Source organism: Brachybacterium saurashtrense (genome assembly GCF_003355475.1).
GTDB lineage: Bacteria > Actinomycetota > Actinomycetes > Actinomycetales > Dermabacteraceae > Brachybacterium > Brachybacterium saurashtrense.
This window is the reverse complement of the sequence record NZ_CP031356.1, coordinates 3,662,581-3,687,254: the sequence shown is the minus strand read 5'-3', so window position 1 is coordinate 3,687,254 and position 24,674 is coordinate 3,662,581. Positions and strand designations below refer to the sequence as shown.

20 protein-coding genes and 2 pseudogenes are annotated in these 24,674 nt (G+C 72.9%); 7 read left to right on the top strand and 15 right to left on the bottom strand.

The window, feature by feature from the left end; genetic code table 11:
- Positions 1 to 53: 53 nt before the first annotated feature.
- Both DWV08_RS16540 and DWV08_RS16535 read right to left on the bottom strand, forming a co-directional pair.
- Entirely contained in the window at positions 54 to 1,154 is a 1,101-nt protein-coding gene (locus DWV08_RS16540; protein ID WP_115414812.1) for an FUSC family protein, read from the bottom strand.
- A gap of 122 nt (positions 1,155 to 1,276) precedes the next feature.
- Positions 1,277 to 1,774, bottom strand: a complete 498-nt coding sequence (locus DWV08_RS16535; RefSeq protein WP_115414811.1) for an SRPBCC family protein — start codon at positions 1,772 to 1,774, stop codon at positions 1,277 to 1,279.
- A 286-nt stretch (positions 1,775 to 2,060) separates the two neighbouring features.
- Between DWV08_RS16535 and DWV08_RS16530 the strand changes: the two genes are divergently transcribed.
- Complete coding sequence (locus DWV08_RS16530) at positions 2,061 to 3,095, top strand: baeRF2 domain-containing protein (RefSeq protein WP_115414810.1); 1,035 nt, start codon at positions 2,061 to 2,063, stop codon at positions 3,093 to 3,095.
- A 37-nt stretch (positions 3,096 to 3,132) separates the two neighbouring features.
- Here DWV08_RS16530 and DWV08_RS16525 read toward each other — a convergent pair whose 3' ends face one another.
- Entirely contained in the window at positions 3,133 to 4,581 is a 1,449-nt protein-coding gene (locus DWV08_RS16525; RefSeq protein ID WP_115414809.1) for an AI-2E family transporter, read from the bottom strand.
- A 189-nt stretch (positions 4,582 to 4,770) separates the two neighbouring features.
- Between DWV08_RS16525 and DWV08_RS17215 the strand changes: the two are divergent.
- Both DWV08_RS17215 and DWV08_RS17395 read left to right on the top strand, forming a co-directional pair.
- A pseudogene (locus tag DWV08_RS17215) lies at positions 4,771 to 5,226 on the top strand (sulfatase-like hydrolase/transferase); the annotation flags it as partial.
- Positions 5,175 to 6,236, top strand: a complete 1,062-nt coding sequence (locus DWV08_RS17395; RefSeq protein ID WP_162801608.1) for a sulfatase-like hydrolase/transferase — start codon at positions 5,175 to 5,177, stop codon at positions 6,234 to 6,236. The pseudogene DWV08_RS17215 and the gene DWV08_RS17395, both read left to right, overlap by 52 nt.
- A 128-nt stretch (positions 6,237 to 6,364) precedes the next feature.
- On the opposite strand, the pseudogene DWV08_RS17390 reads toward DWV08_RS17395, so the two are convergent.
- The 3 genes and pseudogenes from DWV08_RS17390 to DWV08_RS16505 form a co-directional block, all read right to left on the bottom strand.
- Positions 6,365 to 6,646, bottom strand: a pseudogene (locus DWV08_RS17390) (MerR family transcriptional regulator); the annotation flags it as partial.
- Positions 6,621 to 7,562, bottom strand: a complete 942-nt coding sequence (locus tag DWV08_RS16510; RefSeq protein WP_115414808.1) for an SMP-30/gluconolactonase/LRE family protein — start codon at positions 7,560 to 7,562, stop codon at positions 6,621 to 6,623. The gene DWV08_RS16510 and the pseudogene DWV08_RS17390, both read right to left, overlap by 26 nt.
- Before the next feature lie 150 nt (positions 7,563 to 7,712).
- Positions 7,713 to 8,681, bottom strand: coding sequence for a saccharopine dehydrogenase family protein (locus DWV08_RS16505; protein WP_206516769.1), 969 nt, complete (start codon positions 8,679 to 8,681; stop codon positions 7,713 to 7,715).
- A 232-nt stretch (positions 8,682 to 8,913) separates the two neighbouring features.
- Here DWV08_RS16505 and DWV08_RS16500 point away from each other — a divergent pair, with 232 nt between their 5' ends.
- Positions 8,914 to 9,522 (top strand): TetR/AcrR family transcriptional regulator, encoded by a 609-nt coding sequence (locus tag DWV08_RS16500; RefSeq protein WP_115414807.1) that lies wholly within the window; start codon positions 8,914 to 8,916, stop codon positions 9,520 to 9,522.
- Between the two features lie 123 nt (positions 9,523 to 9,645).
- Here the strand turns inward: DWV08_RS16500 and DWV08_RS16495 are convergent, their stop codons facing one another.
- The 4 genes from DWV08_RS16495 to melA form a co-directional block, all read right to left on the bottom strand.
- Positions 9,646 to 10,542 carry a carbohydrate ABC transporter permease gene (locus DWV08_RS16495; RefSeq protein ID WP_115414806.1) on the bottom strand — a complete coding sequence of 299 codons (897 nt, stop codon included), beginning with the start codon at positions 10,540 to 10,542 and terminating at the stop codon, positions 9,646 to 9,648.
- Complete coding sequence (locus tag DWV08_RS16490) at positions 10,539 to 11,420, bottom strand: carbohydrate ABC transporter permease (protein WP_115414805.1); 882 nt, start codon at positions 11,418 to 11,420, stop codon at positions 10,539 to 10,541. The genes DWV08_RS16495 and DWV08_RS16490 overlap by 4 nt, the downstream gene beginning before the upstream one ends.
- On the bottom strand, positions 11,404 to 12,687 hold the full coding sequence (locus DWV08_RS16485; protein ID WP_241237442.1) for an ABC transporter substrate-binding protein: 1,284 nt from the start codon (positions 12,685 to 12,687) through the stop codon (positions 11,404 to 11,406). The genes DWV08_RS16490 and DWV08_RS16485 overlap by 17 nt, the downstream gene beginning before the upstream one ends.
- A gap of 72 nt (positions 12,688 to 12,759) precedes the next feature.
- The gene (gene melA, locus DWV08_RS16480; RefSeq protein WP_115414803.1) at positions 12,760 to 14,148 is read right to left on the bottom strand and encodes an alpha-glucosidase/alpha-galactosidase; all 1,389 of its coding nucleotides are present in this window, start codon (positions 14,146 to 14,148) and stop codon (positions 12,760 to 12,762) included.
- Positions 14,149 to 14,252: 104 nt separating this feature from the next.
- On the opposite strand from melA, the gene DWV08_RS16475 reads away from it, so the two are divergent.
- The gene (locus tag DWV08_RS16475) at positions 14,253 to 15,140 is read left to right on the top strand and encodes a helix-turn-helix domain-containing protein (RefSeq protein ID WP_115415082.1); all 888 of its coding nucleotides are present in this window, start codon (positions 14,253 to 14,255) and stop codon (positions 15,138 to 15,140) included.
- Between the two features lie 70 nt (positions 15,141 to 15,210).
- Here the strand turns inward: DWV08_RS16475 and DWV08_RS16470 are convergent, their stop codons facing one another.
- The 5 genes from DWV08_RS16470 to DWV08_RS16450 all read right to left on the bottom strand — a co-directional run bounded on the left by DWV08_RS16470 (position 15,211) and on the right by DWV08_RS16450 (position 21,097).
- On the bottom strand, positions 15,211 to 16,584 hold the full coding sequence (locus DWV08_RS16470) for a glycoside hydrolase family 32 protein (RefSeq protein WP_115414802.1): 1,374 nt from the start codon (positions 16,582 to 16,584) through the stop codon (positions 15,211 to 15,213).
- Between the two features lie 37 nt (positions 16,585 to 16,621).
- Positions 16,622 to 17,443 carry a carbohydrate ABC transporter permease gene (locus DWV08_RS16465; protein WP_115414801.1) on the bottom strand — a complete coding sequence of 274 codons (822 nt, stop codon included), beginning with the start codon at positions 17,441 to 17,443 and terminating at the stop codon, positions 16,622 to 16,624.
- A gap of 49 nt (positions 17,444 to 17,492) precedes the next feature.
- A complete protein-coding gene (locus DWV08_RS16460) occupies positions 17,493 to 18,377 on the bottom strand; it encodes a carbohydrate ABC transporter permease (RefSeq protein WP_115414800.1) in 885 nt (294 codons plus the stop codon).
- Complete coding sequence (locus DWV08_RS16455; protein WP_115415081.1) at positions 18,374 to 19,759, bottom strand: extracellular solute-binding protein; 1,386 nt, start codon at positions 19,757 to 19,759, stop codon at positions 18,374 to 18,376. The genes DWV08_RS16460 and DWV08_RS16455 overlap by 4 nt, the downstream gene beginning before the upstream one ends.
- 276 nt (positions 19,760 to 20,035) lie before the next feature.
- The gene (locus tag DWV08_RS16450) at positions 20,036 to 21,097 is read right to left on the bottom strand and encodes a LacI family DNA-binding transcriptional regulator (RefSeq protein WP_241237441.1); all 1,062 of its coding nucleotides are present in this window, start codon (positions 21,095 to 21,097) and stop codon (positions 20,036 to 20,038) included.
- Between the two features lie 197 nt (positions 21,098 to 21,294).
- Here DWV08_RS16450 and DWV08_RS16445 point away from each other — a divergent pair, with 197 nt between their 5' ends.
- Complete coding sequence (locus tag DWV08_RS16445; protein WP_115414799.1) at positions 21,295 to 23,025, top strand: glycoside hydrolase family 32 protein; 1,731 nt, start codon at positions 21,295 to 21,297, stop codon at positions 23,023 to 23,025.
- A 224-nt stretch (positions 23,026 to 23,249) separates the two neighbouring features.
- Positions 23,250 to 24,665, top strand: coding sequence for a family 43 glycosylhydrolase (locus DWV08_RS16440; protein ID WP_115414798.1), 1,416 nt, complete (start codon positions 23,250 to 23,252; stop codon positions 24,663 to 24,665).
- Positions 24,666 to 24,674 lie beyond the last annotated feature (9 nt).

The window sequence follows — 24,674 nt, the reverse complement described above, 5'->3', positions numbered from 1 at the left end:
CTGCTGTCCACGCACCTGGCGCAGAGGCGCGCCCTCCCGCGCCTCATCGCGGCTCACGCCCCCTCCCGCGCCTCCCGCGCCGAGGCGACGTCGTCGACGATCACCGCGATGTGCCGCATGCTCGCGATGAGCGAGCCGTACAGCGGCCAGCTCCTGCGGGGCAGTCGGCCGTCCTCGGAGACGTCGGCGGCGAGGGCGGTGAGGCGGTCGTGGATGGGTTCGACCTCGGTGTCCGGGTCGGCGATGGCCCGACCGGCGTCCCGCACGATGCGCACCCAGTTCTCGCGGAAGGTGCTGTCCCACTCGCCGTCGTCGTAGGTGGCCTCGCGCAGCGTGCGCGCCAGGTGGCGCAGGTGGGAGATCCCCTCGTCCACGCGGGCGAGGATCTCCTCGTAGGAGGCGTCCGCCGCGGGAGAGGGCCCGCGGCGGGTGCGAAAGGGGACCGTGAGGCGGGTGCGCGGGTTCATCTTCTCGCTCTCCCGCGCGAAGCGCACGGTGCGCCAGGCGGAGTCGAGCTCCTCGCTCATGGACTGCGTCTCCTGGAACCAGGCCTCGGCCCGGTCGGTGTCCCAGGAGGTCTCGAACTCGTCGGCCATGTCACGGAGCACGTCCCCCATCCGCCGGTTGATGCTGTCCACGTACCGCGAGGCCTGCTGGTGCCGCAGCGGCGGGATCACCAGCAGGTTCACCGCCACGCCCACGGCCACGCCGAGCGCCACCTCGACAATGCGGTCCAGCAGCAGCGGCTGCTGGTCCCCGAACCCGCTGCCCAGCACGAAGATGGCGGTGGTCGCGATGGCGACGCCCTCGTCCTTGATCCAGGTGATCCGGGCGCCCAGCAGACCCACCAGCAGTGCCAGCGCGAACGTCCACACGCTCACGCCCAGGAGGGCCCCGATCGCGAAGGAGACCAGCACCCCCACGCTCGAGGCGATGGTGGACTGCACGCCCCGGGACAGGGACCGGTGCACGGTCGCGTGCACGGTGAGCAGCGCCGTCCACGGCGCGAGGAACGGCAGCTGGGAGTCCAGCACGTCCTTCGACAGCCACCAAGCGAGGGTCCCGGCCAGCACCCCCTTCGCGACCTGCAGGAGGTCGGTGAGGGCCTCCGGCTCGGTCAGGGTCGACAGCCGGGCGGGCAGGGTGGGGGGCATGGAGTCCTCCTCGGGCGGGGTGCGGGAGCGGGGCGGGCAGCTCCTCGGGGGCGAAGGAGCAGGGTAGCCGCCCGCACCGCGGTGCGGACCGCGCCGACGGGCCGGTGCCTCGCCCGCGAGGCTCAGCCCTCCAGATCCGCCTTCAGTCGCTCCAGGGTGCGGCGGATGTTGCCCGCCTGGAACTGAGCGAAGGTGCTGCCGCGGGTGACCAGTCGGTCGAACCGCGCCGCCCAGGCGTCCGACCACCCGGTCCGGTCGTCCTGCCAGGTCTCGGTGACGCGGCAGCGCCCCGCACCCACCGGCTCGAGGGTGTAGCTCCAGGTCGCGATCGCGCCGCGCAGCAGCGGCCGACGCAGGCCGATCCGGTGCACCCGGAACGCGAACCTCTCCCCCGGCGCGGCGGCGATCACGGTGCAGGCGGTGGACCAGCGGCCGGGGCCGCGCCGGTTGCGGCCCACGAACTCGTCGCCCACCGTGAGCGGGCCACGCCCGGGCGCAGCGGTGCCCAGGTTCTCCGGGCTCCAGCGACCCATCCGGGAGGGGTCGGCGAGCTCGCGGTAGATCGTCATCGGGTCGGCGTCGATCTCGATGCTGTCGGAGACCTGCATGGGGCGTGACATCGCGCCAGGCTGTCACAGAGGGCGCCGGCCCGCACGGCACGGGCCCGCCCCGCGGGCGCGACCTTTGGCTCGCGCTCCCGCGCGCGGCACCTGGCGCGCCCCGCGGGCAGGTCGCCACCGGCGCGCGGCACGATCGGGGTCGAGGGCGTCAAGCCCCGAGCGCGCCCGTTGACCGCACCCACGCTCCGTCCCTAGCGTGCAGGGACGCTTCGGCGGTATGTGGAAGAACCCCGTCGGCCACTCCGTCGGCCCGCCGCGTATCGCCCCGCCGAACAGAGGAGGGACCGTGGAACTGGACGAGGTGCGCAGCCTGTACGAGGGCCGGCCGCCGTTCGCGACCGTCTACCTGGAGGCGCGTTCTCCCGCGGAGGACTCGCCCCAGCAGGTGAGGCTGCGCTGGGAGGAGCTCCGCCGGGACCTGGTCGCCCAGGGTGCCGGGGACGAGGCGCTCGAGGCCCTCGACCGGGCCGTCCTCGGCGAGGAGGCCGGTGAGGTGCAGTCCTCCGGGCGGGTGCTCGTCGCCGACGCGTCGGCCGTGCGCCTGGACGCCCCGTGGGATGCCGCGCTGGGCGCCGGCGACGCGGCGCACCTGGCGCAGGAGCCGGAGCTCGGTGCCTACCTCCGCGAGCGCGAGCGCTCCGTCTCGATGCTCGTGGCCGTCGCGGACCAGCACGGCGCCGTGATCCGCGACCTGACGGTCTCCGAGAGCGACGTCCCCGCGCCGGAGGACGAGACCGTCGTGGCCGACGACTCGGACACGGTGCACAAGCCCCGCGAGGGCGCGCTGTCCCACAAGCAGATCCAGCGCCGCGCCGATGAGGTCGCGAAGCAGAACCTCCGCGAGGTGGCCGATCACCTCGAGGACGCGGCGAGGCGGCGCAGGCCGGATCTCGTGGTGCTCGCCGGCGAGGTGCAGGGACGCACGACGCTCCGGGACGAGCTACCCGCGAGCCTGCAGGAGCACTACGCGGAGGCGCAGGCCGGAGGGATCTCCGACGACGGCGCCGAGGAGGCCCTCGCCGACGAGCTGCGCAGCCTCGCGGCCGGCGTCAGCGAGAACCGTGCGCGGGAGCACCGTGAGCGGTTCGAGGCCGGGAAGGCCCACGGCCTCGCGGTCGAGGGATCCGCGGGCGTCGCCCGGGCCGCCGAGAGGGGCGCCATCGAGATGCTGCTGCTCGAGTACGACCGGTCCGCGACGGCGGAGGCCGCCCACCTGGGCGGCGCCGTGCGGACGGGCGCCGAGGTGGGGCTCGTCGACATCGAGCTCACCGACGGCATCGCCGCGCTGCTGCGCTTCGAGATCACCGAGGGGACGCGCTGACCCCCTCCCGGCGGCGGCAGCCCGGCCGCCGCCGGGATCAGCGCTCCTCGGACCGCCCCGGCGTCCCGGGCCCGTCCTGACCGGGCCCGTCCTGATCGGGCCCGTCGCCGTCGGACGCGACCCCCTCGGGGGCGACCGCGTCGGAGGCGATCCCCTCGGTCCCGGCCCCGTCGGGCGCGGCACCGTCGGACGCGATCCCCTCGGGCGCGACCCCGTCCGGCCCGACCCCGTCCGGCCCGACCCCGTCCAGCCCGACGTCGGGCTCCCGCCCCGCGCGCAGGCGCCGGTACACCCTCCGCTGCGCCGCGGTGGCGCGCCTCGCGGCGCGCTTGCGCGGATCCAGCGGGTCCTTCCCGAGGACGGGATCGTCCCCGGCCTGGTAGCGGTCGGTCCAGACCTGGATGAGGGTCCAGGCCATGGCGGTGTAGGGGACGGCGAGGACGGCGCCGAAGATGTTCCCCACGATGGTGCCGATCGTCAGGGCCAGCAGCACGATCAGCGGGTGCAGGCTCAGGGTGCGGCCCATGACGACGGGCTGGAGGAGGTTGCCCTCGATCTGGTTGACGGCGATGACGATCGCGACCACGATCAGCGCCTCGACCGGGCCGGTGGTCACGACCGTGACGGCGGCGGCGAGGATGCCGGCGACGGTGGCGCCCACGACGGGGATGAACGCACCGATGAAGACGATCACCGCCAGGGGCACCGCGAGCGGGACGCCCACGATCGCGAGCCCGATCCCGATCAGCACCGCGTCGACCAGGGCCACGGTGGCGGTGCCGCGCACGTAGCCGCCGAGCACGCCGGAGGCGCGGTCGATGGACTCGGCGAGCTTCGCCCGGGTCTCGCCGCGGAACCAGCGCAGGGCGAAGTTCCAGATCGTGGAGCCGTCCTTGAGGAAGAAGAACAGCAGCACGATGATCAGCACCACGCCGGTGAGGAACTCCGTGGCCGCGGTGACGCCGGTGAGGGTGCTGCTGGCGAAGCCCTCGCTGGTGACGTACTCCGTGACCTGCCGGGTGGCGTCGTCGAGCAGGGAGGTGTCCACGGGCAGGGGCAGGGAGGTGATCCAGGTCTGGAGCTGCTCCCAGCCGCCGACCGCCGAGCCCACCAGGGTGTCCCACTCGCTGCGGATCGCGAGCACCACACCGCTGACCACGCCGCCGGCGGCGATCACGATCGCGAGGAACGAGGCCAGGGTGGCCCACAGGCGCGGCCACCCCTTGCCCGTCAGCCACGTCACCATCGGGGACACGGCGGCGGCGAGGATGAGCGCCACCAGCACGGAGACCACCACGACCCGCACCCGCAGCAGCAGCCACACCGCCCCGACGACCACCGCGGCGATCAGCAGCAGCTGGCCGGCGCGCGCTCCGGCCCTGCCCAGTCCGTCCGACCAGGGATTCGGCGACTGCGCGGCGTCGTGCCCGGCGGCAGAGGCCCCGCGGTGCGGGGCCCGGGAGCCGGGTGCGTGAGCCTCGTGCATGGGGCCCTCCGGGGTCGGCGAACACGGCGGCGCACAGGGTGCGCCCGGCGGCAGTATCGCGGCGCGAGCTGAACATACCCTGCGCCGCGGCCGCCCCTTGCCCCCGCCCCGTCGGCCGCCTACGGTGACTTGACCGATGAAGCCGCGGGACGGCACGCGCCCCGCCCTCGACGACGAGCCCCCCCCCCCATGGCGTCCCTCTCCCTCCGCCCCCTCGCCCACGTCGGCACCACCGGCACGGGCGCCGCCCCGCCCGCCCCGGAAGGCCCCATGCCCCGCCCCCACATCCTGTTCCTGATCGCCGACGACCACCGCCACGACGTGCTCGGCTCCGCAGGCTCCCCGGCGCGCACCCCGCACCTGGACGCCCTCGCCGCCCGCGGGACGCAGCTGACCCACCATCACTGCCAGGGCGGGATGACCGGTGCGATCTGCGCACCGAGCCGCGCCAGCATCCTCTCGGGCCGGGAGGTGCTCGCGGCCACCGCCGGGCTCGGCATCGGCACCGCCGAGGCGCACGACCTCGCGCCCGACGCGCCGACGCTCCCGCAGGTGCTGCGGGAGAACGGCTACCGCACCTATGGGGTGGGCAAGTGGCACAACGGGACCGAGTCCTTCCACCGCTCCTTCGACGACGGGGCACAGATCTTCTTCGGCGGGATGAGCGAGCACACCGCCGTGCCCGTGCACGACTTCGACCCCACAGGGGCCTACCCCGAGTCCGCACGGCGCCTCGCCGAGGGCTTCTCCACCGACGTGTTCGCCCGCGCGGTGACCGATCTGCTGGAGGCGCATCAGCGCCGCCGCACCGACGCGGCCGCCGAGGGGCGGGCACCTCCGACGACGACGAGCCGTTCTTCCTCTGGGCCGCGTTCACCGCCCCGCACGACCCGCGCACCCCGCCGGAGGAGTTCGCCCGGCTGTACGACCGCACCGATCCCGCCGCGGTGCCGCTGCCGGAGAACTACCGCGCCGACCCCGTGGACACCGCCCCGCTCGGCGAGCGCGACGAGACCCTGGCCGCCCTGCCCCGGGAGGACGAGGAGGTGCGCGGCCACCTCGCCGACTACTACGGGATGATCAGCCACCTCGACCACGGGATCGGGCGCATCCTCGAGACCCTCGAGACCCTCGGCCTCGCCGAGGACACGCTCGTGGTCTACACCGCCGATCACGGCCTCGCCCTCGGGCAGCACGGGCTGATGGGCAAGCAGAACCTGTACGAGCACAGCCTGCGGGTGCCGCTGCTGCTGGCCGGGCCCGGCCTCGAGGCCGGACGGTCCCTCGATCCCCTGAGCCTGCACGCGGATCTCCTGCCCACCCTGCTGGGTCTCGCCGGCGCGCCGGTCCCGTCGGGCGTGCAGGGCCGGGATCTGGGCCCGCTGCTGCGGGGCGCCGACGACGCGACGCCGCCGCGCCAGATGGTGCACGCCGCCTACGTGGACCGGGCACGCATGGCCTCCGACGGCGAGCACAAGCTGATCCGGCACCTCGCACCGGTGCGGCGCGACGAGCTGTACGCGCTGCGCACCGACCCCGGCGAGAGGCACGACGTGGCCGCCGACCCAGCGCTCGCACCGATCCGGGAGCGCCTGGCGGCGTCCCTGGCCGCCTGGCAGCGGGACTCCGGCGACCCCTGGGCCGGGGCGGTCTGAGCCGGCAGGCGGTGATCGGCGAGGGCCCGGGGGCGGGGGCCGTGCCCTCGGCGTCGGAGCCCGGTGCGGGTGGGCGGCGCCAGCAGCGCGGCGTCCGGGTCGGGCACGCTCATCGCGGGCAGCAGCTCCTGGATCACAGCGCTGCAGAACCCGGCACCGAAGAGCTCCTGGATCCTCCGCACCGTCGACTCGTGAACCGCGGTGTACACCCGCTGCCCCGAGGCGATGCGCTCCGGGTCCAGCAGCCCGTGCTGCTCGTAGTACCGCAGCGACCGGGGGCTGACACCGGTGCGCGCGGCGAGCTCGCCGATCCTCACGCGGGGCTCACCGTCCCGCCGACGCGGTAGAGATCGTCCGGGTCGAGCTCCTCCAGGGGGATCACGGTCATGATCGCTCCTGCCCACGGGCATCGCGCGCGTCGACGGTCGCCGTGCGGATCCGGTGCACGCCCGTGCTCGCGCAGACGTACAGCGTGCGCCCGTCGGCCCCGCCGAAGCAGCAGTTCGCCACCTTCTCCGGCACCGGGATCTCGCCGAGCTTCTCCCCGGCCGGGGAGAGCACCTGGATACCGCTGAGGGAGGAGGTCCACAGGTTCCCCGCCGCGTCCACGCGGAACCCGTCGGGCAGGCCCGGGTTCACCTCCGCCAGCTGCCGGCCGTTCTTGGCGTGCCGGCCCTCGATCACGTCGTAGGCGCGGATCGCGTGCCCGCGGGGGCGCTCCGGGCCGGTCCCGTCGGGATCGGCCGGGGAGAGCGAGGAGTCGGAGACATACAGGACCGTCTCGTCCGGGGAGAAGGCGAGCCCATTGGGCGCCTCCACGTCGATCACCACGGGGGTGAGCGCGCCGGAGGGGTCGAGGCGGAACACGTACCGGTCCCCGTACTCCTCCTCGCCCGCATGCCCCTCGGCCGGGCGCTTGATGCCGTAGGAGGGGTCGGTGAACCAGAGCGCCCCGTCGGAGGTCTCCACCACGTCGTTCGGGGAGTTCAGCCGGGCCGTGCCGTACCGGTCCACCAGCACCTCGGGCGCGTACGGGGCGCCGGGCGTGGAGGCGCCGCGATCGCGCTGCACGGCGCGCCGCCCGTGCGAGCACTCGACCACGCTGCCGTCCCGGGACAGGGTGCGGCCGTTGGTGAACTCCGCCTCCGCGCTCACCACGGCCACGGCGCCGGTGGCCTCGGAGTACTCCAGCACCTGGTTGCCGGGGATGTCGCTGAAACGCAGCACGCCGCGGGCGGGGATCCAGCACGGGCCCTCCACCCAGGTGAAGCCGCCGGCCACCTTCTCCAGGCGGGCGTCGGGGGCGAGCAGGTGCTCGATGCTCATGGGATATCGCCGTCCTCGCTGACCGGTGCGCTGCGGCGGCCGGTGCCGCCTGCTGGGGTCGAGACTGCCACAGGAGCGGGGTCGCGGGAGAGGGCGCAGTGCTCCGTCGAGACAGCGCACCGGGCGCTGAGCGGCGGCGAGACGGGACCGCTAGCGCGGATCGCGGAACAGATAGCTCTCGCCGGCGCCCGCCGCGTCAGGGCTCCTCGACAGGAGGCCCGTTCCGAGGATCCCGGGCCAGTCGATGATCTGGTCCATGCTCGTCGGCAAGGGCGGCGGGTTTTCCACGACGCGTCGGGCGGCGAGCGCGGCCAGCGCCCCGGTGGCTCGCGACTGCCCCTCGCCGGTCGCATGCAGCGTCCGCCCGGTGCGGCGGTTCGTGACGAGCAGGTGCCAGCGCTCCGACCCGATCTGCGGGACGCGGGCGAGGAGCCCGTGCAGCGGAGGGACGCGGGCGATGACCGCCAGGGCCGCGGTCGCCGCGGGTGAGCTGAGCGCGAGGTAGCTCCTGATGCGACGCTCCCGCCCTCGGCCGATCAGGACGTGGTCCGGGAAGTCGGCCCTCAGGTAGGAGCGGGGGCGCCGGCCCGGGACCGAGGCCCGGTGCCAGGACCGCAGGTTGGGGACCGGGTGGTCCTCCGGCGGCGCGTGGAGGTCGGTCCCCAGCAGTCGGCTCGTCCACTCCACCGCCGCGGCGCCGTGCGCCTCACCGGAGCCGAGCGTCACCATCACGTCGATCTCGTCGCCGGGCTCTCCGGCGACCTCGGCGGCCATGAGGGTGCTCAGCCCCGGGGCCAGTCCCGCGCCGAGCAGGGCCCGCGCCCCGTGGAGCGACGCCTGCTCCGCGAGCGCGTCCAGGTAGCTGCCGGCGGCCGAGATGTCGACCAGCGGGGTGGCGCCCACGTGCGCGGCGATCTCCGGCCGCTCCATGCCGGAGGCGTTGACGACGACGTCCACCGTGCCGGAGACCCGCGCCAGCTGCGCGAGCCCTTCCCCCGTCGCGAGATCGAGGGCGACGCCGCCGTCCGACGCCGTGCGACCGGCGGCCACGACGGTGTCCCCGGCGTCGCGGAGCCGGGCGGCGACCTCCCGGCCCACCGCGCCCCGGGCGCCGAGCACCAGGGCCCTCATCGCGCAGCCCCGACGGCTCGGGGGGCGGCGTGCGGGGCGCGCCGCACGGTCGTCGGCCCGGCGGTCTCCGGGCGGGCGGGGGCAGGAACTGTGGTCATCTCGGTCTCCAGTGGCTTCGCTCGGCGCGGGACCGCTCGACGATCCCCAAACATTCGGTTGGGAGAACCGTAGCGCGGCGCCCTCCCCCTCGCAACCGTTCGTGTGGGGATAGGGTGTGCGCATGGCGTGGGACACCGAGGCGACGCGGCGCAAACTGCTGGACGCCGGGACGAGGCAGTTCGCCGCGCACGGCTTCTCCGGGGCGCGGATGGAGACGATCGGCCGCGACGCCGGGGTCAACAAGGAGCGGATCTACCGGTACTTTGGCGACAAGGAGGCGTTCTTCGCCGCCGTGCTGGAGCGAGAGCTGAGCACGATGCTCGACGAGATCGCCGTGACCACCTCCGGCCCGGACGCGCTGGGCGAGTTCGCAGGGCAGCTGTTCGATCGCTGCGCGGCCCGGCCCGAGCTGCCGCGCCTGCTCGCCTGGGAGAGCCTGGAGCTCGATCACGCCGTCGCGGTGGAGCAGCGCCGCCCCCTGTGCGCCGACTACGCCCGACGGCTGCGCGACGCCCTGCCGGGCCTCGATCGACACGACGCCGGGGACCTGCTCCTCACCGCGATCACCCTGGTCGTCGGGTGCTGGACGCTGGGGAACGTCGCCGAGTCCGTGCTTCCGACGCACCGAGCCCCTGCCGACCGCAGGGAGCGGGTCATCACCGAGCTGAACGCCCTCGCCAAGGGCCTGCTCCTTCCGGACGACGGGGCGGCCGCTCCCCACCCGCGGTGACCTCCGCGCCGCCCGCACCCTTCGACCGCCTCCGGGTGCGGCTCCTCCGCCCCCGCCTGCCTCAGCTACCCGGAACGGGACCTTGCGTCGCGATTGCCGCAGCCGACGCGAGAGGCGGGCACCTCACTTGATCCCCGTGCTCGCGATCCCCTGCACGAACTGCCGCTGGAAGGCCAGGAACACCACGAGGATCGGCAGCACGGTCACCGTCGCGACCGCCATCACCGCGCCCCATGGAGAGGCGAAGGCGGGATTGTTCGTCAGCGTGGACAGCGCCACCGGAACGGTGAGGCTCTCGTTCCCCTGCAGCACCACCATCGGCCACAGGAAATCGTTCCACCGCGCCATGAAAGCGAGGATCACGAGCACCCCGATCAGCGGCCCGCAGGTGGGCAGCACCACGGAGAAGAATGCGCGGAACTCGCCGGCTCCGTCCACCCGGGCGGCCTCCACGAGGGCATTCGGCACGGAGAGCATGAACTGCCGGGCGATGAAGATTCCCACGACGTCGAAGGCGGTGGGGAGGATGACGGCCCAGGGCGAATCGACCAGGCCCAGTCGCGCCACCACCAGGAATGAGGGCACCAGCGTGACCTGGATGGGGATCATGATGGTGATGAGGAAGGCCGTGTACAGCAGACCCTTGCCCCAGAAGCTGAACTTCGCCAGCGCGTAGCCTGCGCCGAGGGAGACGCACACCGAGATCGCGGTGGTCACCACGGCGATGAACAGGGAGTTCGCGACCCATCGCCACACGGGCTGGGTGGAGAACACCTCCGTGAAGTTCGCGAGCGTGGGCTGATCCGGCCAGAGATAGAACTCGGAGCTCTGGGACTGCCCGCCCGGAGTGAGGGCGGAGACGACCATCCAGTACAACGGGAACACCATCAGGAGCGCGAGCGCCGTGAGCGCGGCGACCAGGAGCCAGCGTCGAGGCGAGGTCCGGGGCGCGCGGGCAGCAGTCCGCGGGATGGGAGACGTGGTGGCCGGCGACGCTGCCGGCCTCAGGGTGGTGCTCATAGGAAGCTCTCCGCTCTCTTGGAGGCCTGCTGTCGCAGCAGGGTGAAGACCAGCAGGATCCCGACGAGGACCAGCCCGAGCGCGGCGGCGTAGCCCATCTGACCGTCCTGGAAGGCGGAGCGGAACACGTACTGGATGAGGACGGTGGTGGAGAAGCCCGGCCCGCCGCCGGTCATCACATAGATGACGTCGAAGGCCTGGATCGAGAACACCACGTTGAGGATGAGGAGGATCGAGGTGGTGGGCGTGAGCATCGGGACCGTGATCGACCGGAACCGCGACCAGCGCCCGGCCCCGTCGATCGCCGCGGCCTCCTTCAGCTCGGCGGGGATCGACTGGAGCGCACCGAGGTAGATCACCATGCAGAACCCGATCCGAGTCCACACCACCACGATGATCAGGGTGACCATCGCCATCGACGGCGAGGTCAGCCAGGGGATCCGATCGATCCCGACCACGGCGAGGGCATTGTTGGCGACGCCGTAGTCGACGTTGAAGATCCACGACATCACCACGCCGACCACCACCCCGGCGGCCACCATCGGCACGAAGAACATCGCCCGCAGCACGCCCCTGCCCGGCAGGGGCCGGTTCAGCGCCACGGCGAGCGCGAGGCCCGCGGCCATCGCCGTGGGGACCGTGCCGATCGTGAACAGGAGAGTGTTCACCAGCGCCGTGCGGAACAGTCGATCCGAACTCATCTGCGCGAAGTTGTCCAGCCCCACCCACTGCCCCTCTCCGAGGGTCTGGGTGTCCTGGAAGCTGAGCGTGATCGCGATGACGATCGGGATCAGGGAGAAGGCCGCGAACAGCAGCGCCGCGGGACCCACGAACACATAGGGGGTCAGGCGCCTGCGCCTGTCATCGGGACGTGACACTGAGCATCGCCTCCATCATCTGGGCCGAGGCCTCCTGCGGGGTGAGCTGCCCCAGGAAGCACAGGTCGAGGTAGTCGGCGAACACGGCGTTCAGGGAGCTGAAGTACTCGCCGGACTGGGCTCTCACCATCGGCAGCGGGATCGTGGTCCCCTGGTCGATGAACTGCTGCATGACGTCCTCGTGCTCGGCGTAGCCGATGTCCTCCGCGCGGAGCGAGGTGCGCGAGGGGATCCAGTTGCCGTTATGACAGAACTCCCGGATGTTCTCGCGACTGGTCATGTAGGCGACCAGCTCGGCGGCGAGCTCGGGATTCCTCGAGGAACGGGTGACGGCGAGGGTGTTGCCCCCGAGATCCGAGGCCTCGCCGACGTTCCGGATCATGGGGGCGGTGCCCCACTGCCCTGGCATCGCCTCGTCGAAGGCGGCGATGGCCTCGGGATTGGTCAGCGCCATGCCCACCTGCCCGGTGGTGAACAGGTCGAAGTCGACGTGGCCACCGCCGGACTTGCTCATGTTGCTGGGGCTGACCAGTCCGTCGGCATACCAGCGGCGGCCGAAGGCCAGGGCCTCGATGGCCGCGTCGGAATCCATGGAGGGGGTCAGCCCGTCCTCACCGAGGAAGGCGCCTCCGTTCTGGTAGATCAGCGGCATCCAGCGGTAGGCAGTATCGGGCCCGCTCCAGCCGTAGGAGAAGGCGTAGTTCCCCGTGACCTGCGTGACTTCTGCGCAGATCTCCAGGAACTCGTCCCAGGTCCAGGCGTCCTCGAGGGCGGTAGGTGGCTGCACCCCGATCTGCTCCATCACCTTGCGGTCGTAGAAGGTGATGAAGTTGTCGGTGTGCTGGAACACGCCGAAGATGCCGTTCTCCCGCTCGCCGATCGCCCAGAAGGGATCGCTCCAGTCCTCCGCGTAGTCGGCGGGGATCGCCGCGGAGAGATCCACCAGGCTGCCGTTCGCGGCATAGCGACCGATCTGCTGCGGGGTGATGCGGATGATGTCCGGGGCGAGGTCGGCCGCCAGGCGGGTGATGAACCACTGGTGGAAGGAGCCCGTGGTCACCTCGACGGCGACGGAGGTCCCGGGGTGGTCCTCGACGAAACGATCGGCGATGGCCTGGTACGAGTCGAGATCGGTGGGGATGTTCCAGGACGAGAGCCGGAGGTGCTCGGTGCCGGTGTCCTCGCCGCTGCAGGCGGCGAGCGCGCCGGTCATCGAGATTCCGGCGACGGCGAGGATCTGTCTCCGTGACGGGGTCGGTGGTCTCACGTGATCGCTCTCCTTTGAGCAATGGGGGGAAGGAGGCGGGTGGGGGCCTCGGCCCCCACCCGTCGGCCGGGCTCAGCCCACCTGCAGCCGCTGCGGCAGCCGGTCCGCGTGCGCGGCGAGCAGCTCCTCGGTCATGGCGCGGGCGTCCTCGAGGGTGAGCTGCGCGGCGGTGAGCGGGTCCAGCGCCACCGCGTGGTGCACGTGCTCGACCTCCCCGGCGAGCGCGGCCCGCACGGCCAGGGTCTGGACATTGACATTGGTGCGGTTCAGGGCCGCGAGCTGCGGGGGCAGGTCCCCGATCGCGGTGGGCTGCACGCCGCGGGCATCGACCAGGCAGGGCACCTCGACGCACGCGTCGTCGGGGAGGTTGGCGATGAGCGCGCCGCGGTTGGGGACGTTGCCGTGCACCACGGACGGGGTGCCGGTCACCAGAGAGTTCACGATGCTCGCGCCGTACTCGACGCTGGGGGCGAGCTCGGCCTTGAGCCGCTCGAGCTGGGTGTCGATGTCGCCCTGGTCGTCGTGGGCCACGCAGATCTCGTAGTAGTCCCAGCGCTCGGGGATGAACTCCTCCACCAGCTCCGGCGTCTTGCGGAAGTACGGCAGGTACTCGGAGGCGTGGTGGCTGGACTCGGTCTGGAAGTAGCCGAAGGCGTTCATGATCGAGGTGCGCACCTGTTCGTTGCCGCCCTCGTAGGTGCTGGCCGCGTCGGCCGCGCCCGAGTGGTCGCCGTCGTCCCCGGCGAGTCCGTCGGCGCCGCGCCCTCGCTGGTGCTTCTTGGCCATCACCTCCCGCACCTGCGGGTACAGATCTTCCTGGCCGCGCTGGAACTCCAGGATCCAGGCCTGGTGGTTGATGCCCGCGCAGCGGTAGGAGACCTCCTCGTAGGGCACGCCGAGGGTGCGGGCGAGCATGCGGGTGGTGCCCTGCACGCTGTGGCAGAGGCCCACGGTGTGCAGGCCCTTCGCGTTCAGGTACGCGGTGGCCATCGCCATCGGGTTCGCGTAGTTGATGAAGGTCGCCTCCGGGCACACCTCGAGGGCGTCGGCGGCGATCTCGTCGTAGGCGGGCACCGAGCGCAGGAAGCGGAACACCCCGCCCGGGCCCACGGTGTCGCCCACGGTCTGGTCGATCCCGTATCTCCGCGGGATCTCGACGTCGTGCCGGTAGGACTCCACGCCGCCCACCTGGAAGGTGATGATCACGACGTCCGCGCCGTCCAGCGCGGCACGTCGATCGGTGGTCTCCTCCACGACGGCGTCGAAACCGTGGTGGGCGATGAGGTCCCGGGTCGCGCTCGCGACGGGACCGAGCTTGTCCGGGTCGATGTCCATCAGGGTGAGGGTCGCCCCGCGCAGCGCGGGGAAGGAGAGGATGTCGCCGATCAGCCGGAAGGGGAACACGAAGCCGCCGGCGCCGATGAGGGTGATCTTGGGACTGCTGAGGTGCGTCGTTGCCATGCCCTCACGCTAGGGGCGCACCTGACCGGAGGTCTCCCGGTATCCTTGGCAGAAGTTCCAGGATCCTACGGCGCTCCTGGTGGTGCGTGCCCTACGCTGTGGTGATGACGCAGTGGCCGATCAGCGACGCGGTCGAGGAGATGCCCCCGGGGCTGTGGATCCGCCGCGGCGCTCCCCCGCCGATGTTCTCGATGCACCGCCACGACGACGTGGAGATCAACCTGGTGCTGGAGGGGCAGCTGCACTACCTGTTCGGCGGCGAGCCGCTGACGATCCGCGCGGGCGAGATCGCCGTGTTCTGGGCGGCGCAGCCCCACGGCCTCATCGACTCGCGCACCGGGGACATGTGCTGGGTGCACGTGCCCTTCAGCATGGTCCTCTCCTGGGGACTTCCCGAGGCGCAGACCGCTCCCCTGCTCAGCGCCCAGCCGCTGATCACCCATGCGCCGGAGCTCGCCGCCCGCATCGCCCACACGGCCGAGCGGTGGGGCGAGGAGGTGGGCGGGAGCGACCCCGGCGGCACGGCCGACGCGGCTGACGGGCCGGCCGACGAGGACGGCGCCGAGATCGCCCTGCTCGAGATCCAGGCGGCGCTGCGACGGATCCTGCGCGCCTCCTCCCGGGCGCGGCCCGAGGCACCGGCCGACGGCGGCGGCTCGGTGCCCGCGGCCAGGCTCCGCCAGGTCAGCGACATGGCGCAGTTCGCGCGCGACCACCACCGCTCCGCGCTCACCATCGCGGACGTCGCCGCCGCCGTGCACCTCACCCCCTCGCACGCGATGACGGTGTTCCGCCGCACCGCCGGGGTGACGCTCGGCGAGTACGTGACGATGTGCCGGGTCGCCGAGGCGCAGCGACTGCTGCTCACCACCTCGATGCGCGTCACCGAGATCGCCGAGGCGGCCGGGTTCGGCTCCCTCAGCAGCTTCTACCAGCACGTCAGCGCCGCCTGCGGGATGACGCCGCGGGAGTACCGGCGGCAGGCGCGGTGACCGGGGCAGGGAACCGGGCCGTCTCCCGCCTCGCACACCTCGCCGCGACGCCGATGGTGCTCAGCCCACGTCAGGGAAGCCGCAGCGCCCAGGCCCGCTCGATGCCGCCCGAGATCCGCACCGTGTCCTCCGCGAGCGGGTACAGGCGCACCGTCGACGGCGCCGAGGCCCTGGGCAGCAGCTCGGCGATGCCGCCGTCCAGCAGCAGCGTCGCCTCCCCGCCCTCGTGCTCGAGCAGGGTCTTCTCGCCGCCGTCGGCCCGCCGCAGCACCACCGTGGCCGCACCGTCGAGCCGCAGCTCCGCCCGGAAGGGTGCCGGCAGCTCGAGCGCACCGCCCGTCGCGGCCAGGTCCTCGCCGCGCAGCGCCGCCAGCTCGGCGGCCGGGGTGGAGACGAGCACGTCCCCGGCGAGGGCGAGCACCCGCGGGAAGGTGAGGCACCCGGCCCATCCCTGGTCGTCGGTCTGCTGCTGGGTGCGGGTGCGGTGCTCCCAGGACCAGCCCCAGGCGAGCACGCGGTCCTCGGCGGGGTCGACCACGGCCTGCGGGGCGTAGAAATCCGGTCCACGATCCGCGGCGCCTCCGCTGCGCGGGGTGAACACGGGGGTGCCGTCGGGCCCGGCCTCGAGGGCGCCGACGAGGTAGGCGGCCTCGGTGATGGAGCCGGGCACCTGGTTCTCCCGGAACCAGAGGGACACCATCAGCACCCAGTCCTCGCCGATGCGCACCAGCTGGGGGCACTCCCAGATCTCGGCGGGCACGTGCCGGGCCGCCACCTCGTCGCGCCCCGTCAGCAGCGGCCCCACGTACTCCCACCGTTCGAGGTCCGCGGCGTCGAACAGGAGGATCGCGGGGACCACCGAGTCGCCCTCGCGGAGGCCGGCGCCCTGGATCGCCCAGCGTCGGCCCTCGAGCGTGAACAGGAACGGATCGCGGATCCCCTCGAGGTCCAGCCCCTCGGGCACCGGGGCGGCGAGAGCGGAGCGGGTGATCCGCTCGAGGGTCTCGTCGGTGCGGGCGACGACCACCGGGGCGCGGCTGCTGTCCACCCCGTCCACGCCCGAGTACACCAGCGTCGGCACGGCGGTGCCGTCGGCGGCGGTGTCCACCAGGCCCACGCCGCTCCAGCAGCCGCCGCGATCCACCTCGCCGGGGCGGGGCACCGGGCCGGCCGGCTCCGGCCGCCAGGTCACCAGGTCGGTGGAGGCCATGTGGCCCCATTCGATGTCGGTGTGCCGGGGCGCGGCCGGGTTGTGCTGGAAGTAGACGTGCCAGCGGCCGTCGTGGTGGAGGATCCCGTTGGGATCGTTGATCCAGCCGCGCTCGTGGACGCGGTGCAGGGCCGGGAAGTGGACGGCTCGCTCGGTGCCGTCGGCGGGGACGGGGCTGTCGGTGGAGCCGTCCGCGGAGCGGTCGGTGGAGCGGTTCATGGGCGGGGTCGTCATCGTCTCTCGTCTCTCTCGGTGTCTGGGGAGCTGGGGGTCACTTGGAGGCGCCGGCGGTGAGGCCCTCGCGCAGGTAGCGCTGCCCGAACAGGAACACCACCACGGCGGGGATCATCGAGAGCACCACCCCGGCGAGCACCACGGAGATCGAGCCGGTGCCCAGGTTCCCCTGCAGCGTGACCAGGCCCAGCGGCAGCGTGTAGTTCTGCTCGGAGATCATGAAGATCAGCGGCCGGAAGAACTCGTTCCAGTGGAAGTTGAAGGCGAGCACCCCCACGATCGCCATGCCGGGCAGCGCCAGCGGCGCGTAGATCGAGAAGAAGGTGCGCCACGGGCTGGCGCCGTCGAGCGCGGCGGCCTCCCCGAGGTCCAGCGGGAGGCCCAGGAAGTACTGCCGCATGAGGAAGGTGCCGAAGGCGGTGGGGATCGCGGGGATGATCAGGGCGAGCAGGGTGTCGGACAGCCCCATCCCGCGGATCAGCATGAACACCGGCACGATCGTCACCTGGGCGGGGACCATCATCGTGGACAGCACGATCGCGAACAGCGCGTTCTTCCCCCGGAACTCCATGCGGGCGAACACGTACCCGGCCATCGCGGCGGTGAGCATCTGCCCCACCGCGATCACGGCGGTGACCAGGCCGCTGTTCAGCACCAGCAGCGGCACCCTGATCTGCTCGAACACGGCGACGTAACTGGAGAAGTCCGGGTCGAGGGGGAACAGGCTGGGCGGCAGGCTGAAGGACTCCGCGGCGGGGCGCAGGGAGGTGGTGAAGGTCCACCACACCGGGCCGAGCGTGAGCACGGCGGCCACCAGCAGGGCGGCGTAGCGGGCGAGGGACGGGAGCGTGCGCGTCATCGGGCGCCTCCTTGGCGGCAGGGGTGAGGGGTCATGGCGGGACCGGTGCTCACTGGTAGAAGACGAAGCGGCGGGCGAGGCGGAACTGGGCGGCGGTGACCAGCATGATCAGCACCATGAGCACGAGGCCAATGGCGCTGGCGCGACCGAACTCGAGCTGGCGGAAGGCGCTCTCGTAGATCACCATCACGACGGTGCGGGTGGAGTCGCCGGGCCCGCCGCGGGTGAGCACGTAGGGCTGGTCGAACACCTGCAGCGCGGAGATGATCGCCATCACCGAGGCGACCAGTACGGTGGGGCTCACCAGGGGCAGGGTGAGGTGCTGGAAGCGGCGCCAGCCGGTGGCGCCGTCGATGGCGCCCGCCTCGTAGATCTCCTGCGGGACGGCGGCGAGACCGCCGACGAAGAGCAGGAACGAGAATCCGAAGTTCTGCCACACGTACACGGCGATCACCACGACCATCGCCCACTGCGGGCTGGTCAGCCAGGGCACCGCCGGGATCCCCACCAGCGACAGCGCCCAGTTGATGACGCCGTAGCTCTCGTTGAACAGGTACTTCATGAGGATCGAGACGCTGGCCGCGGAGAGCACCAGCGGGAAGAAGAAGGTGGAGCGGAAGAAGACCCGCAGCCACGCCGGCATCCGCGACTGCACCAGCACCGCCAGCAGCATCGCGATCGCGAGCTGGGCGGCCACCGCGACCACCACGAACACGGCGGTGTTGAGGAAGGAGACCGCCACGGTGGAGTCGGTGGCGAGCTCGGTGAAGTTGCGCAGCCCCACGAACTGCGGGGAGGTGATGATGTCCCAGCGGAAGAAGGCCAGCGCCAGCGAGCCGACGATCGGCACCAGCACGAACACGCCCACACCCAGCATGGTCGGGGCCAGGAACAGCCAGCGCAGCACGGCGCCGCTGCGGGAGTCGGTGGTCATGCGTCCTCCTCGGTGAAGACGGCGCGCAGATCACGATCGAGCGCGGCCAGGGAGCGGTCCACGCCGTCCGGACCGCCGGAGAGCGCGGTGGCGACGTTGCGGATGAGGGCGGTCTCGACCGCCGCCTGCTGCGGCGGGGCGGGGATCGGACCGGAGGTGGGGAAGCGGTCGAGGGTGTCGTAGAAGCGCGACCAGTGCTCCGGCCCCACCCCCGTGTAGAGGGAGTCGGTGACCATCGAGCGCCGGGTGGGGGTGGTGGCCGGCGTGGGGAAGGCCAGCTGCATGGCCTCCTTCGAGGCCGTGTACTTGATCCACTCCCAGGCCTGGTCCGCGCGCGTGGTGGTCTTCATGACCGCGTACCCGGCGGCGCCGAACTGGTGGCGCTGGGTGCGCCAGCGGGGGAAGAACTGCACGTCGAACTGCTCGGGGGACATGCCGCCCTCGGCCAGTCCCTGCACCCAGTAGCCGCCGGCGGGGGTCGAGCCGATGCGGCCGGAGGCGAACAGGCCCACCAGGGTGGTGCCGCCGCCCTCCTCGGGCCGCACGGCCAGGCCCTCCTCGACCAGCGAGCGGAGGTACTCGGTGCTCTCGTGGACGCGCTCGTCGGTCGCGTTCGAGCCGGTCCAGAGGTATCCGCCGGAGCGCTGCTCCCCCGGGTAGAAGGTGGACCAGATCTCCTGGCCGCCCGCGGCCTTCTCCTCCACCAGGAAGGAGGTGTCGTTGACGTACAGCCAGGGCACGATCCCGCCGAAGAGGCGATTGGTCCAGTAGTAGGGGCGGGCGTCGCCCTGCATGCCGCGCAGCAGCTCGGTGAAGTCGTCGCGGGTCCAGTCCTCGCCGGGCATCTCGAGACCGTTGCGCTCGAGGACGTCGAGGTTGAGGTACATGTTCGCGGCGTTGAAGTCGAGCGGCAGCTGGTAGAGCGAGCCGCGGTACATGAACGCCTCGATGAGGCTCGGGTGGACGTCCTCGAAGTAGTCCCGCAGCTCGTCGGCGTCGCGCAGCAGGTAGTCGTCCAGCGGCCGGGCGAGCCGCTCGGCGAAGAGCTGGGCGCCCTCGGTGGCGGTGTAGACGATGTCCGGCTCGGTGCCGGAGGCGACCATCGTGAGGATCTTCGCGAAGAAGTCGCCCCAGTCGGTGGCCTGCACGGACTGGATCCGCACGGGGATGTCCGGGTTCTCCTCCATGAAGGCGTCCGCGATCTGCTGCCGCCCGGAGGCGTCCTGGGCGGTGCCGAGGATCAGCACGGTGAGGGCGTCGTCCCCGCGGCCGGGGATGTCGCTCCCGGTGAGGCGGGGCCAGGCGGCGGCGGTGCCGGCGGCGCCGGCGAGCCCGGCGGCGCCGAGCAGCGCCCGGCGGGTGAGTGTGGTTCCAGTGGCCATGCGGTCCTCTTCGATGAGCGGCGGCACGAGGGAGTTCGTGGCCGGCCGACGGCGGCGATGCCGGGGCGCGGTGCAGAACACTCACTTCTTCACGTGTCGAAGTGAGTGCGATGAGTATGGGCCGCGACTTTCACACGTGTCAAGGCCGGTGTCGGCGACGCCGTGTCCTCGCCGCGGAGGCGCAGTTCGGCGAGGCGGCGGGCGGGCTCAGCGGCGCGGGGGCGCGGGGGCGCGGGGGCGCGGGGGCGCGGGGGCGCGGGGGCGCGGCGGCCGGGTTCAGCCGCGCGGGGGCGCGGCCACCGAGGCGCGCTCCACCAGGGGGCACTCCGCGACCGTCAGCCCCGGCGCGGGCGCGGGGGCGCTGCGCTCGACGAGGTCCAGCAGGGTGTCCATGGCGTGGCGGCCCATCTCCTCGTGCGGCAGGGCGATCGTGGTCAGCGGCGGGGTGAGCACCTCGGCGAAGAAGTCCTCGTCGTCGTAGCCGATCACCGAGAGGTCCTGCGGCACCGCCAGCCCTGCGACGGCCGCGGCGTGGATCGCACCGGCGGCGACCCGGTCACGGATGCAGAACAGGGCGGTGGGCGGCTCGTCCTGGGCGAGAAGGGCGGTGGTCGCACGGTAGCCGTCGTCCATCTGCCAGCCGGCGCGCACCACCCGGGGTGCGAGCCCCGCCGCGGCGACCTCCTCGACGAACCCCTCCTCGCGCTCCCTCGTCGCCACCGCGGTGTCGTCCCCGGAGAGCATGACCACCCGTCGATGTCCCACGTCGAGCAGCCGGCGGGCGGCCCGGCGCGCTCCCTGGCGGTCGTCCGGGATCACGGCGGGTGGGGAGTGCTCCGTCCTCGGCGCCGGAGCGGACTGGTCCCCCTCCTCGCAGTTCATGAGGACCAACGGCGTCCCTGCCGGGACGCCCGGCGCAGCCAGACGCGTGCGCCCCATCGCCCCGTAGAGCAGGCCGTCCACCTGCCTCTCCGAGAGCACCTTCACCGCCTCCTCGAGCGTGAGCTCCGGCAGCGAGAGGTCCGCGGTGATCATCATGTAGCCGCGCTCCGCCGCCGCCATCGAGGCCGCGCGCACCATCCGTCCCGCCCAGGGCGACGTCGCGATCTCGTCGCTGATCAGACCGATCGTGCGGGTGCGACGCTCACGGAGCGACATGGCCACGGCGGAGCGGGTGTACCCGAGCTCCGCGGCGGCGTCGAGGACCTTCTTCTGATTCGCGGCCGAGACGGTGCCGCGGGTGCGACCGTTCAGCACCATCGAGACGGTCGCACGGGAGACGCCCGCATGCTCGGCGACATCGGCAGAGGTGGGGCGGCGGCGAGCATCGGAGGTCACCGCCCCAGCGTACGGGCAACCGGCGGGGGCGACCCCGGGGGCGCAGTCGATGCGCTCACCGGCAGGAGCGTCCGTGACGCGCCGGGGCTCTCGCCCGCGGCGCGGCTCACGCCGGGTGGCACCTCGCCCCGCGCCCCGCTACGGTCGGGCCCAGCGCGAGGAGGCGTGCCCGCAGTCCCCGCCACCCCGGAGCCGCCATGACCGCCGTCCCCCGCCGCCGAGTGCTGCGCAGCGCAGCGCAGGGAGCAGCCGCCGCCCCGCTCGCCCTCGCCATGAGCTCCTGCCTCGGCATCGAGCCCAGCCCCGAGGAGCAGGCCGCGCCCGCGCGTGGCGAGGGAACGGCAGGCACCGCCGCCCCCGAGAGCCACCGCCCCCGCTTCCACCTCACCCCTCCCTCGGGCTGGCTGGGCGACCCGCAGCGCCCGCTGGTGCGGGGGGACGCGGTGCATCTCTACGGCCTGCACCACGCGGAGGGCACCGCTCCCGGACCCACCACCTGGGCGCACTGGACCAGCACGGATCTGGTCACCTTCACGCCGCGGGGCACCGCGCTGGCCGGAGCGGACGGGGTGGACGTGTGGACCGGCTCCGTCGTGGTGGACGAGGGGAACACGGCCGGCCGAGGCGCCGGCGCCGTGGTCGCGCTGGTCACCCGTCCCACCGATGGCCGCAGTGCACTGCAGGAGCAGTACCTCGCCGCCTCCGAGGACGCGGCGACGTTCGCGCTCGAGCCCGATCCCGTGCTGCGCAGCCCCGAGGGCCGCACGGCACGCAGCGAGGAGGAGATCGCCCAGGCCTCCTGGTTCCGCGACCCGAAGCTGCAGCGGGACGAGGAGCGGGACCAGTGGGTGTGCGCCCTCGGCCGCGACCGCCGCGTCTCCTTCTGGACCAGCCCCGACCTGCGCTCCTGGGAGCACCGCTCGGATCTCGTCCCGGCCGAGCTGACCCCGGACGGCCCGGACCTGGGCGGGGTGGAGTGCCCGGATCTCTTCACGCTCACCGCGGACGACGGCTCGGCGCACTGGGTGCTGGGAGCGAGCCTCGACGGCAGCGGAGCCGGCGAGCCGACGAACTATGCGTACTGGGTGGGGACCTGGGACGGCGAGCGCTTCCTCCCCGAGGATCCCGCCCCGCGCTGGCTCGACCGGGGCTGGGACTGGTACGCCGCGGTGACCTGGCCGGCCGCCGAGGACCCCGCGCACGTGCGCCACGCGATCGGGTGGATGAACAACTGGGCCTACGCCCGCGACCCCTCCGCCACCGCGGAGTCCGACGGCTACGACGGCCAGTACTCGGTGGTGCGCGAGGTGCGACTGGTGCGGGACGACGACGGTGCGCTCACCCTCGTCTCGACCCCGGTTCCCGCGCTGGCCTCGGCGGCGACCTCCGCGCAGGAGCTCGATGACCAGCAGGTCTCCTCGCAGGAGGACGCCGACGGCGGGGTCGAGGGGACGGCGGAGCTCGGGGCCCTGGGACCCGCGTTCGCACTGGAGATGGACGTGGACTGGGCGGACGCCGAGGGAGCGGCGCTGACCGTGGTCGGCTCGGCGGACGGTGCTCGGGGCACCAGGATCAGCCTCGGGGACGGGGCGCTGCACGTGGATCGTCGTGGCAGCGCGCTCACCGCCGGCGACACCCACGACGGCGGCGAGGGCGAGACCGGCGACGGGGGCGGCGGCGACACCGCCGGCCGCGGCGGGTCGGACCCGTTCGCCGGCCTCACCGTGGCGCGCGCACCGATCGACCCCGGGGCGCGTTCGGCGCATCTGCACGTGCTCGTGGACACGCAGAGCGTGGAGGTGTTCCTCGATGACGGCCGCACCGCTCTGTCCCTCACCGTGCACCCGGCGCCCGGCGAGGAGCACGTGCGCCTGCACGCGCTCGGGGGGACGGCGCGCCTCACGGGTGTGCGCCTGCGCCAGCACTGAGGGCGACCGCTCGCGCGGCCTCGGATGCCGCCGGCCACCGGACGGCGCCGCGGGCACCGACCGACGGCGCCGACCGCCACCTCGCGCCGCGGAACGGATCGATGGGCCCGCACGTCACGGCCGCCGCGGCAGCCCCCGTCGAAAGCCCTGTGCGCAAACGCTTGACCATCTGTCGGCGAGCGGTCTACAGTCCGTGATCAAACGTTTGCTCACGAAGGAGTGACATGCATCGCGCACCGTTCTTCACGCCCGCCCCGGACTGGGTCGGGGACACCATCCCGTTCGTCCACGACGACGTCCTGTACGTCTACTACCTGCACCATCGTCGTGACTCGCAGGAGCCGGGCACGTCCTGGCACCTGCTGACCACCGAGGATCTGGTGCACTGGCGCGACCACGGCGAGGTGCTGCCCCACGGCACCGAGGCCGAGGAGGACCTCAACTGCTACACGGGCAGCGTCGTCACCGATGACGACGGGCTGCACCACCTGTTCTCCACCGCGCAGAACCCCTCCCGCACCGCGGAGGACGGCCGCCCCCGGCAGCGCGTCGCACATGCCACCAGCACCGACCTCCTGCACTGGACGAAGCACCCCGAGCTCACCTTCGGCGCGCCGGAGGGCTACGACCCCGCCGACTTCCGCGACCCCTTCGTGCACCGCCCCGTCCCGGACGGTCCGTGGGAGATGCTGCTCGCCGCACGGCACAGCACGGGCCCGGAGCGCCGCCGCGGCACCGTCGGCCGCCTCACCAGCGCCGACCTGCGCACCTGGGAGCCCGCCACCCCGTTGTGGGACCCGCAGCGGTTCCTCACCCAGGAGTGCCCGGAGGTGTTCCGCATGGGCGACTGGTGGTACCTCGTCTACTCCGAGTTCACCGACGCCTTCGTGACCCGGTACCGGATCAGCCGCTCCCCCGAGGGCCCGTGGCACGCCCCGCGGCACGACTCGGTGGACGCCCGGTCGTTCTACGCGGCGAAGTCCGCCGAGTGGAAGGGCCGACGGATCTTCGCCGGCTGGATCGCGACCCGTGAAGGTCGGCGGGACGACGGCCCCTGGCAGTGGGCCGGCACGCTCTCGCTCCTCGAGGCGGTGCAGCGGGAGGACGGCACCCTCGACCTGCGCCTGCCGGCGGAAGTGCTCGCCCAGGACACCACCCCGGTGGATCCCGGCCTCGGCCCCGTCACCCTCGAGGCGCGCACCGGCTACGCCGCGACGGTGGGCCGCACAGCGCTTCCGGCCCGTGCGACGCTCCGCGCACAGCTCACGCTCGATCCCCACGGACGGGCCGGCGGGCTGCTGCTGCGCACCGATGCCGAGGGCGAGCACGGCTACGTGCTCCGCCTGGAACCACGCGCCGGGCGCATGGTGCTCGACCGCTGGCCCCGCGCCATCACCGGCACCGAGCAGTGGCAGATCTCCGGCGACGTCCCCCACCTGCTCGAGCTCGAACGGCCCGCGGACCTCACCGCACCGGACCATCGCCTCGACGTGGTGCTCGAGGACGATCTGCTGGTGGCGGTCCTCGACCAGAAGGTCTCGCTGTCCACACGCCTGTACGACCATCCCGCCGGCCGCCTCGGGGTGTTCGCCGAGGACGCCGCTCTCACCCTCACCGACCTGCACGTCACCACCGCCTGATCCGCTCAT

Coding starts and splice junctions, on each gene's coding strand:
- DWV08_RS16540 (WP_115414812.1), bottom strand. CDS start 1,154: ATGCCCCCCACCCTGCCCGCCCGGCTGTCGACCCTGACCGAGCCGGAG.
- DWV08_RS16535 (WP_115414811.1), bottom strand. CDS start 1,774: ATGTCACGCCCCATGCAGGTCTCCGACAGCATCGAGATCGACGCCGAC.
- DWV08_RS16525 (WP_115414809.1), bottom strand. CDS start 4,581: ATGCACGAGGCTCACGCACCCGGCTCCCGGGCCCCGCACCGCGGGGCC.
- DWV08_RS16510 (WP_115414808.1), bottom strand. CDS start 7,562: ATGAGCATCGAGCACCTGCTCGCCCCCGACGCCCGCCTGGAGAAGGTG.
- DWV08_RS16500 (WP_115414807.1), top strand. CDS start 8,914: ATGGCGTGGGACACCGAGGCGACGCGGCGCAAACTGCTGGACGCCGGG.
- DWV08_RS16495 (WP_115414806.1), bottom strand. CDS start 10,542: ATGAGCACCACCCTGAGGCCGGCAGCGTCGCCGGCCACCACGTCTCCC.
- melA (WP_115414803.1), bottom strand. CDS start 14,148: ATGGCAACGACGCACCTCAGCAGTCCCAAGATCACCCTCATCGGCGCC.
- DWV08_RS16475 (WP_115415082.1), top strand. CDS start 14,253: ATGACGCAGTGGCCGATCAGCGACGCGGTCGAGGAGATGCCCCCGGGG.
- DWV08_RS16470 (WP_115414802.1), bottom strand. CDS start 16,584: ATGACGACCCCGCCCATGAACCGCTCCACCGACCGCTCCGCGGACGGC.
- DWV08_RS16465 (WP_115414801.1), bottom strand. CDS start 17,443: ATGACGCGCACGCTCCCGTCCCTCGCCCGCTACGCCGCCCTGCTGGTG.
- DWV08_RS16460 (WP_115414800.1), bottom strand. CDS start 18,377: ATGACCACCGACTCCCGCAGCGGCGCCGTGCTGCGCTGGCTGTTCCTG.
- DWV08_RS16455 (WP_115415081.1), bottom strand. CDS start 19,759: ATGGCCACTGGAACCACACTCACCCGCCGGGCGCTGCTCGGCGCCGCC.
- DWV08_RS16445 (WP_115414799.1), top strand. CDS start 21,295: ATGACCGCCGTCCCCCGCCGCCGAGTGCTGCGCAGCGCAGCGCAGGGA.
- DWV08_RS16440 (WP_115414798.1), top strand. CDS start 23,250: ATGCATCGCGCACCGTTCTTCACGCCCGCCCCGGACTGGGTCGGGGAC.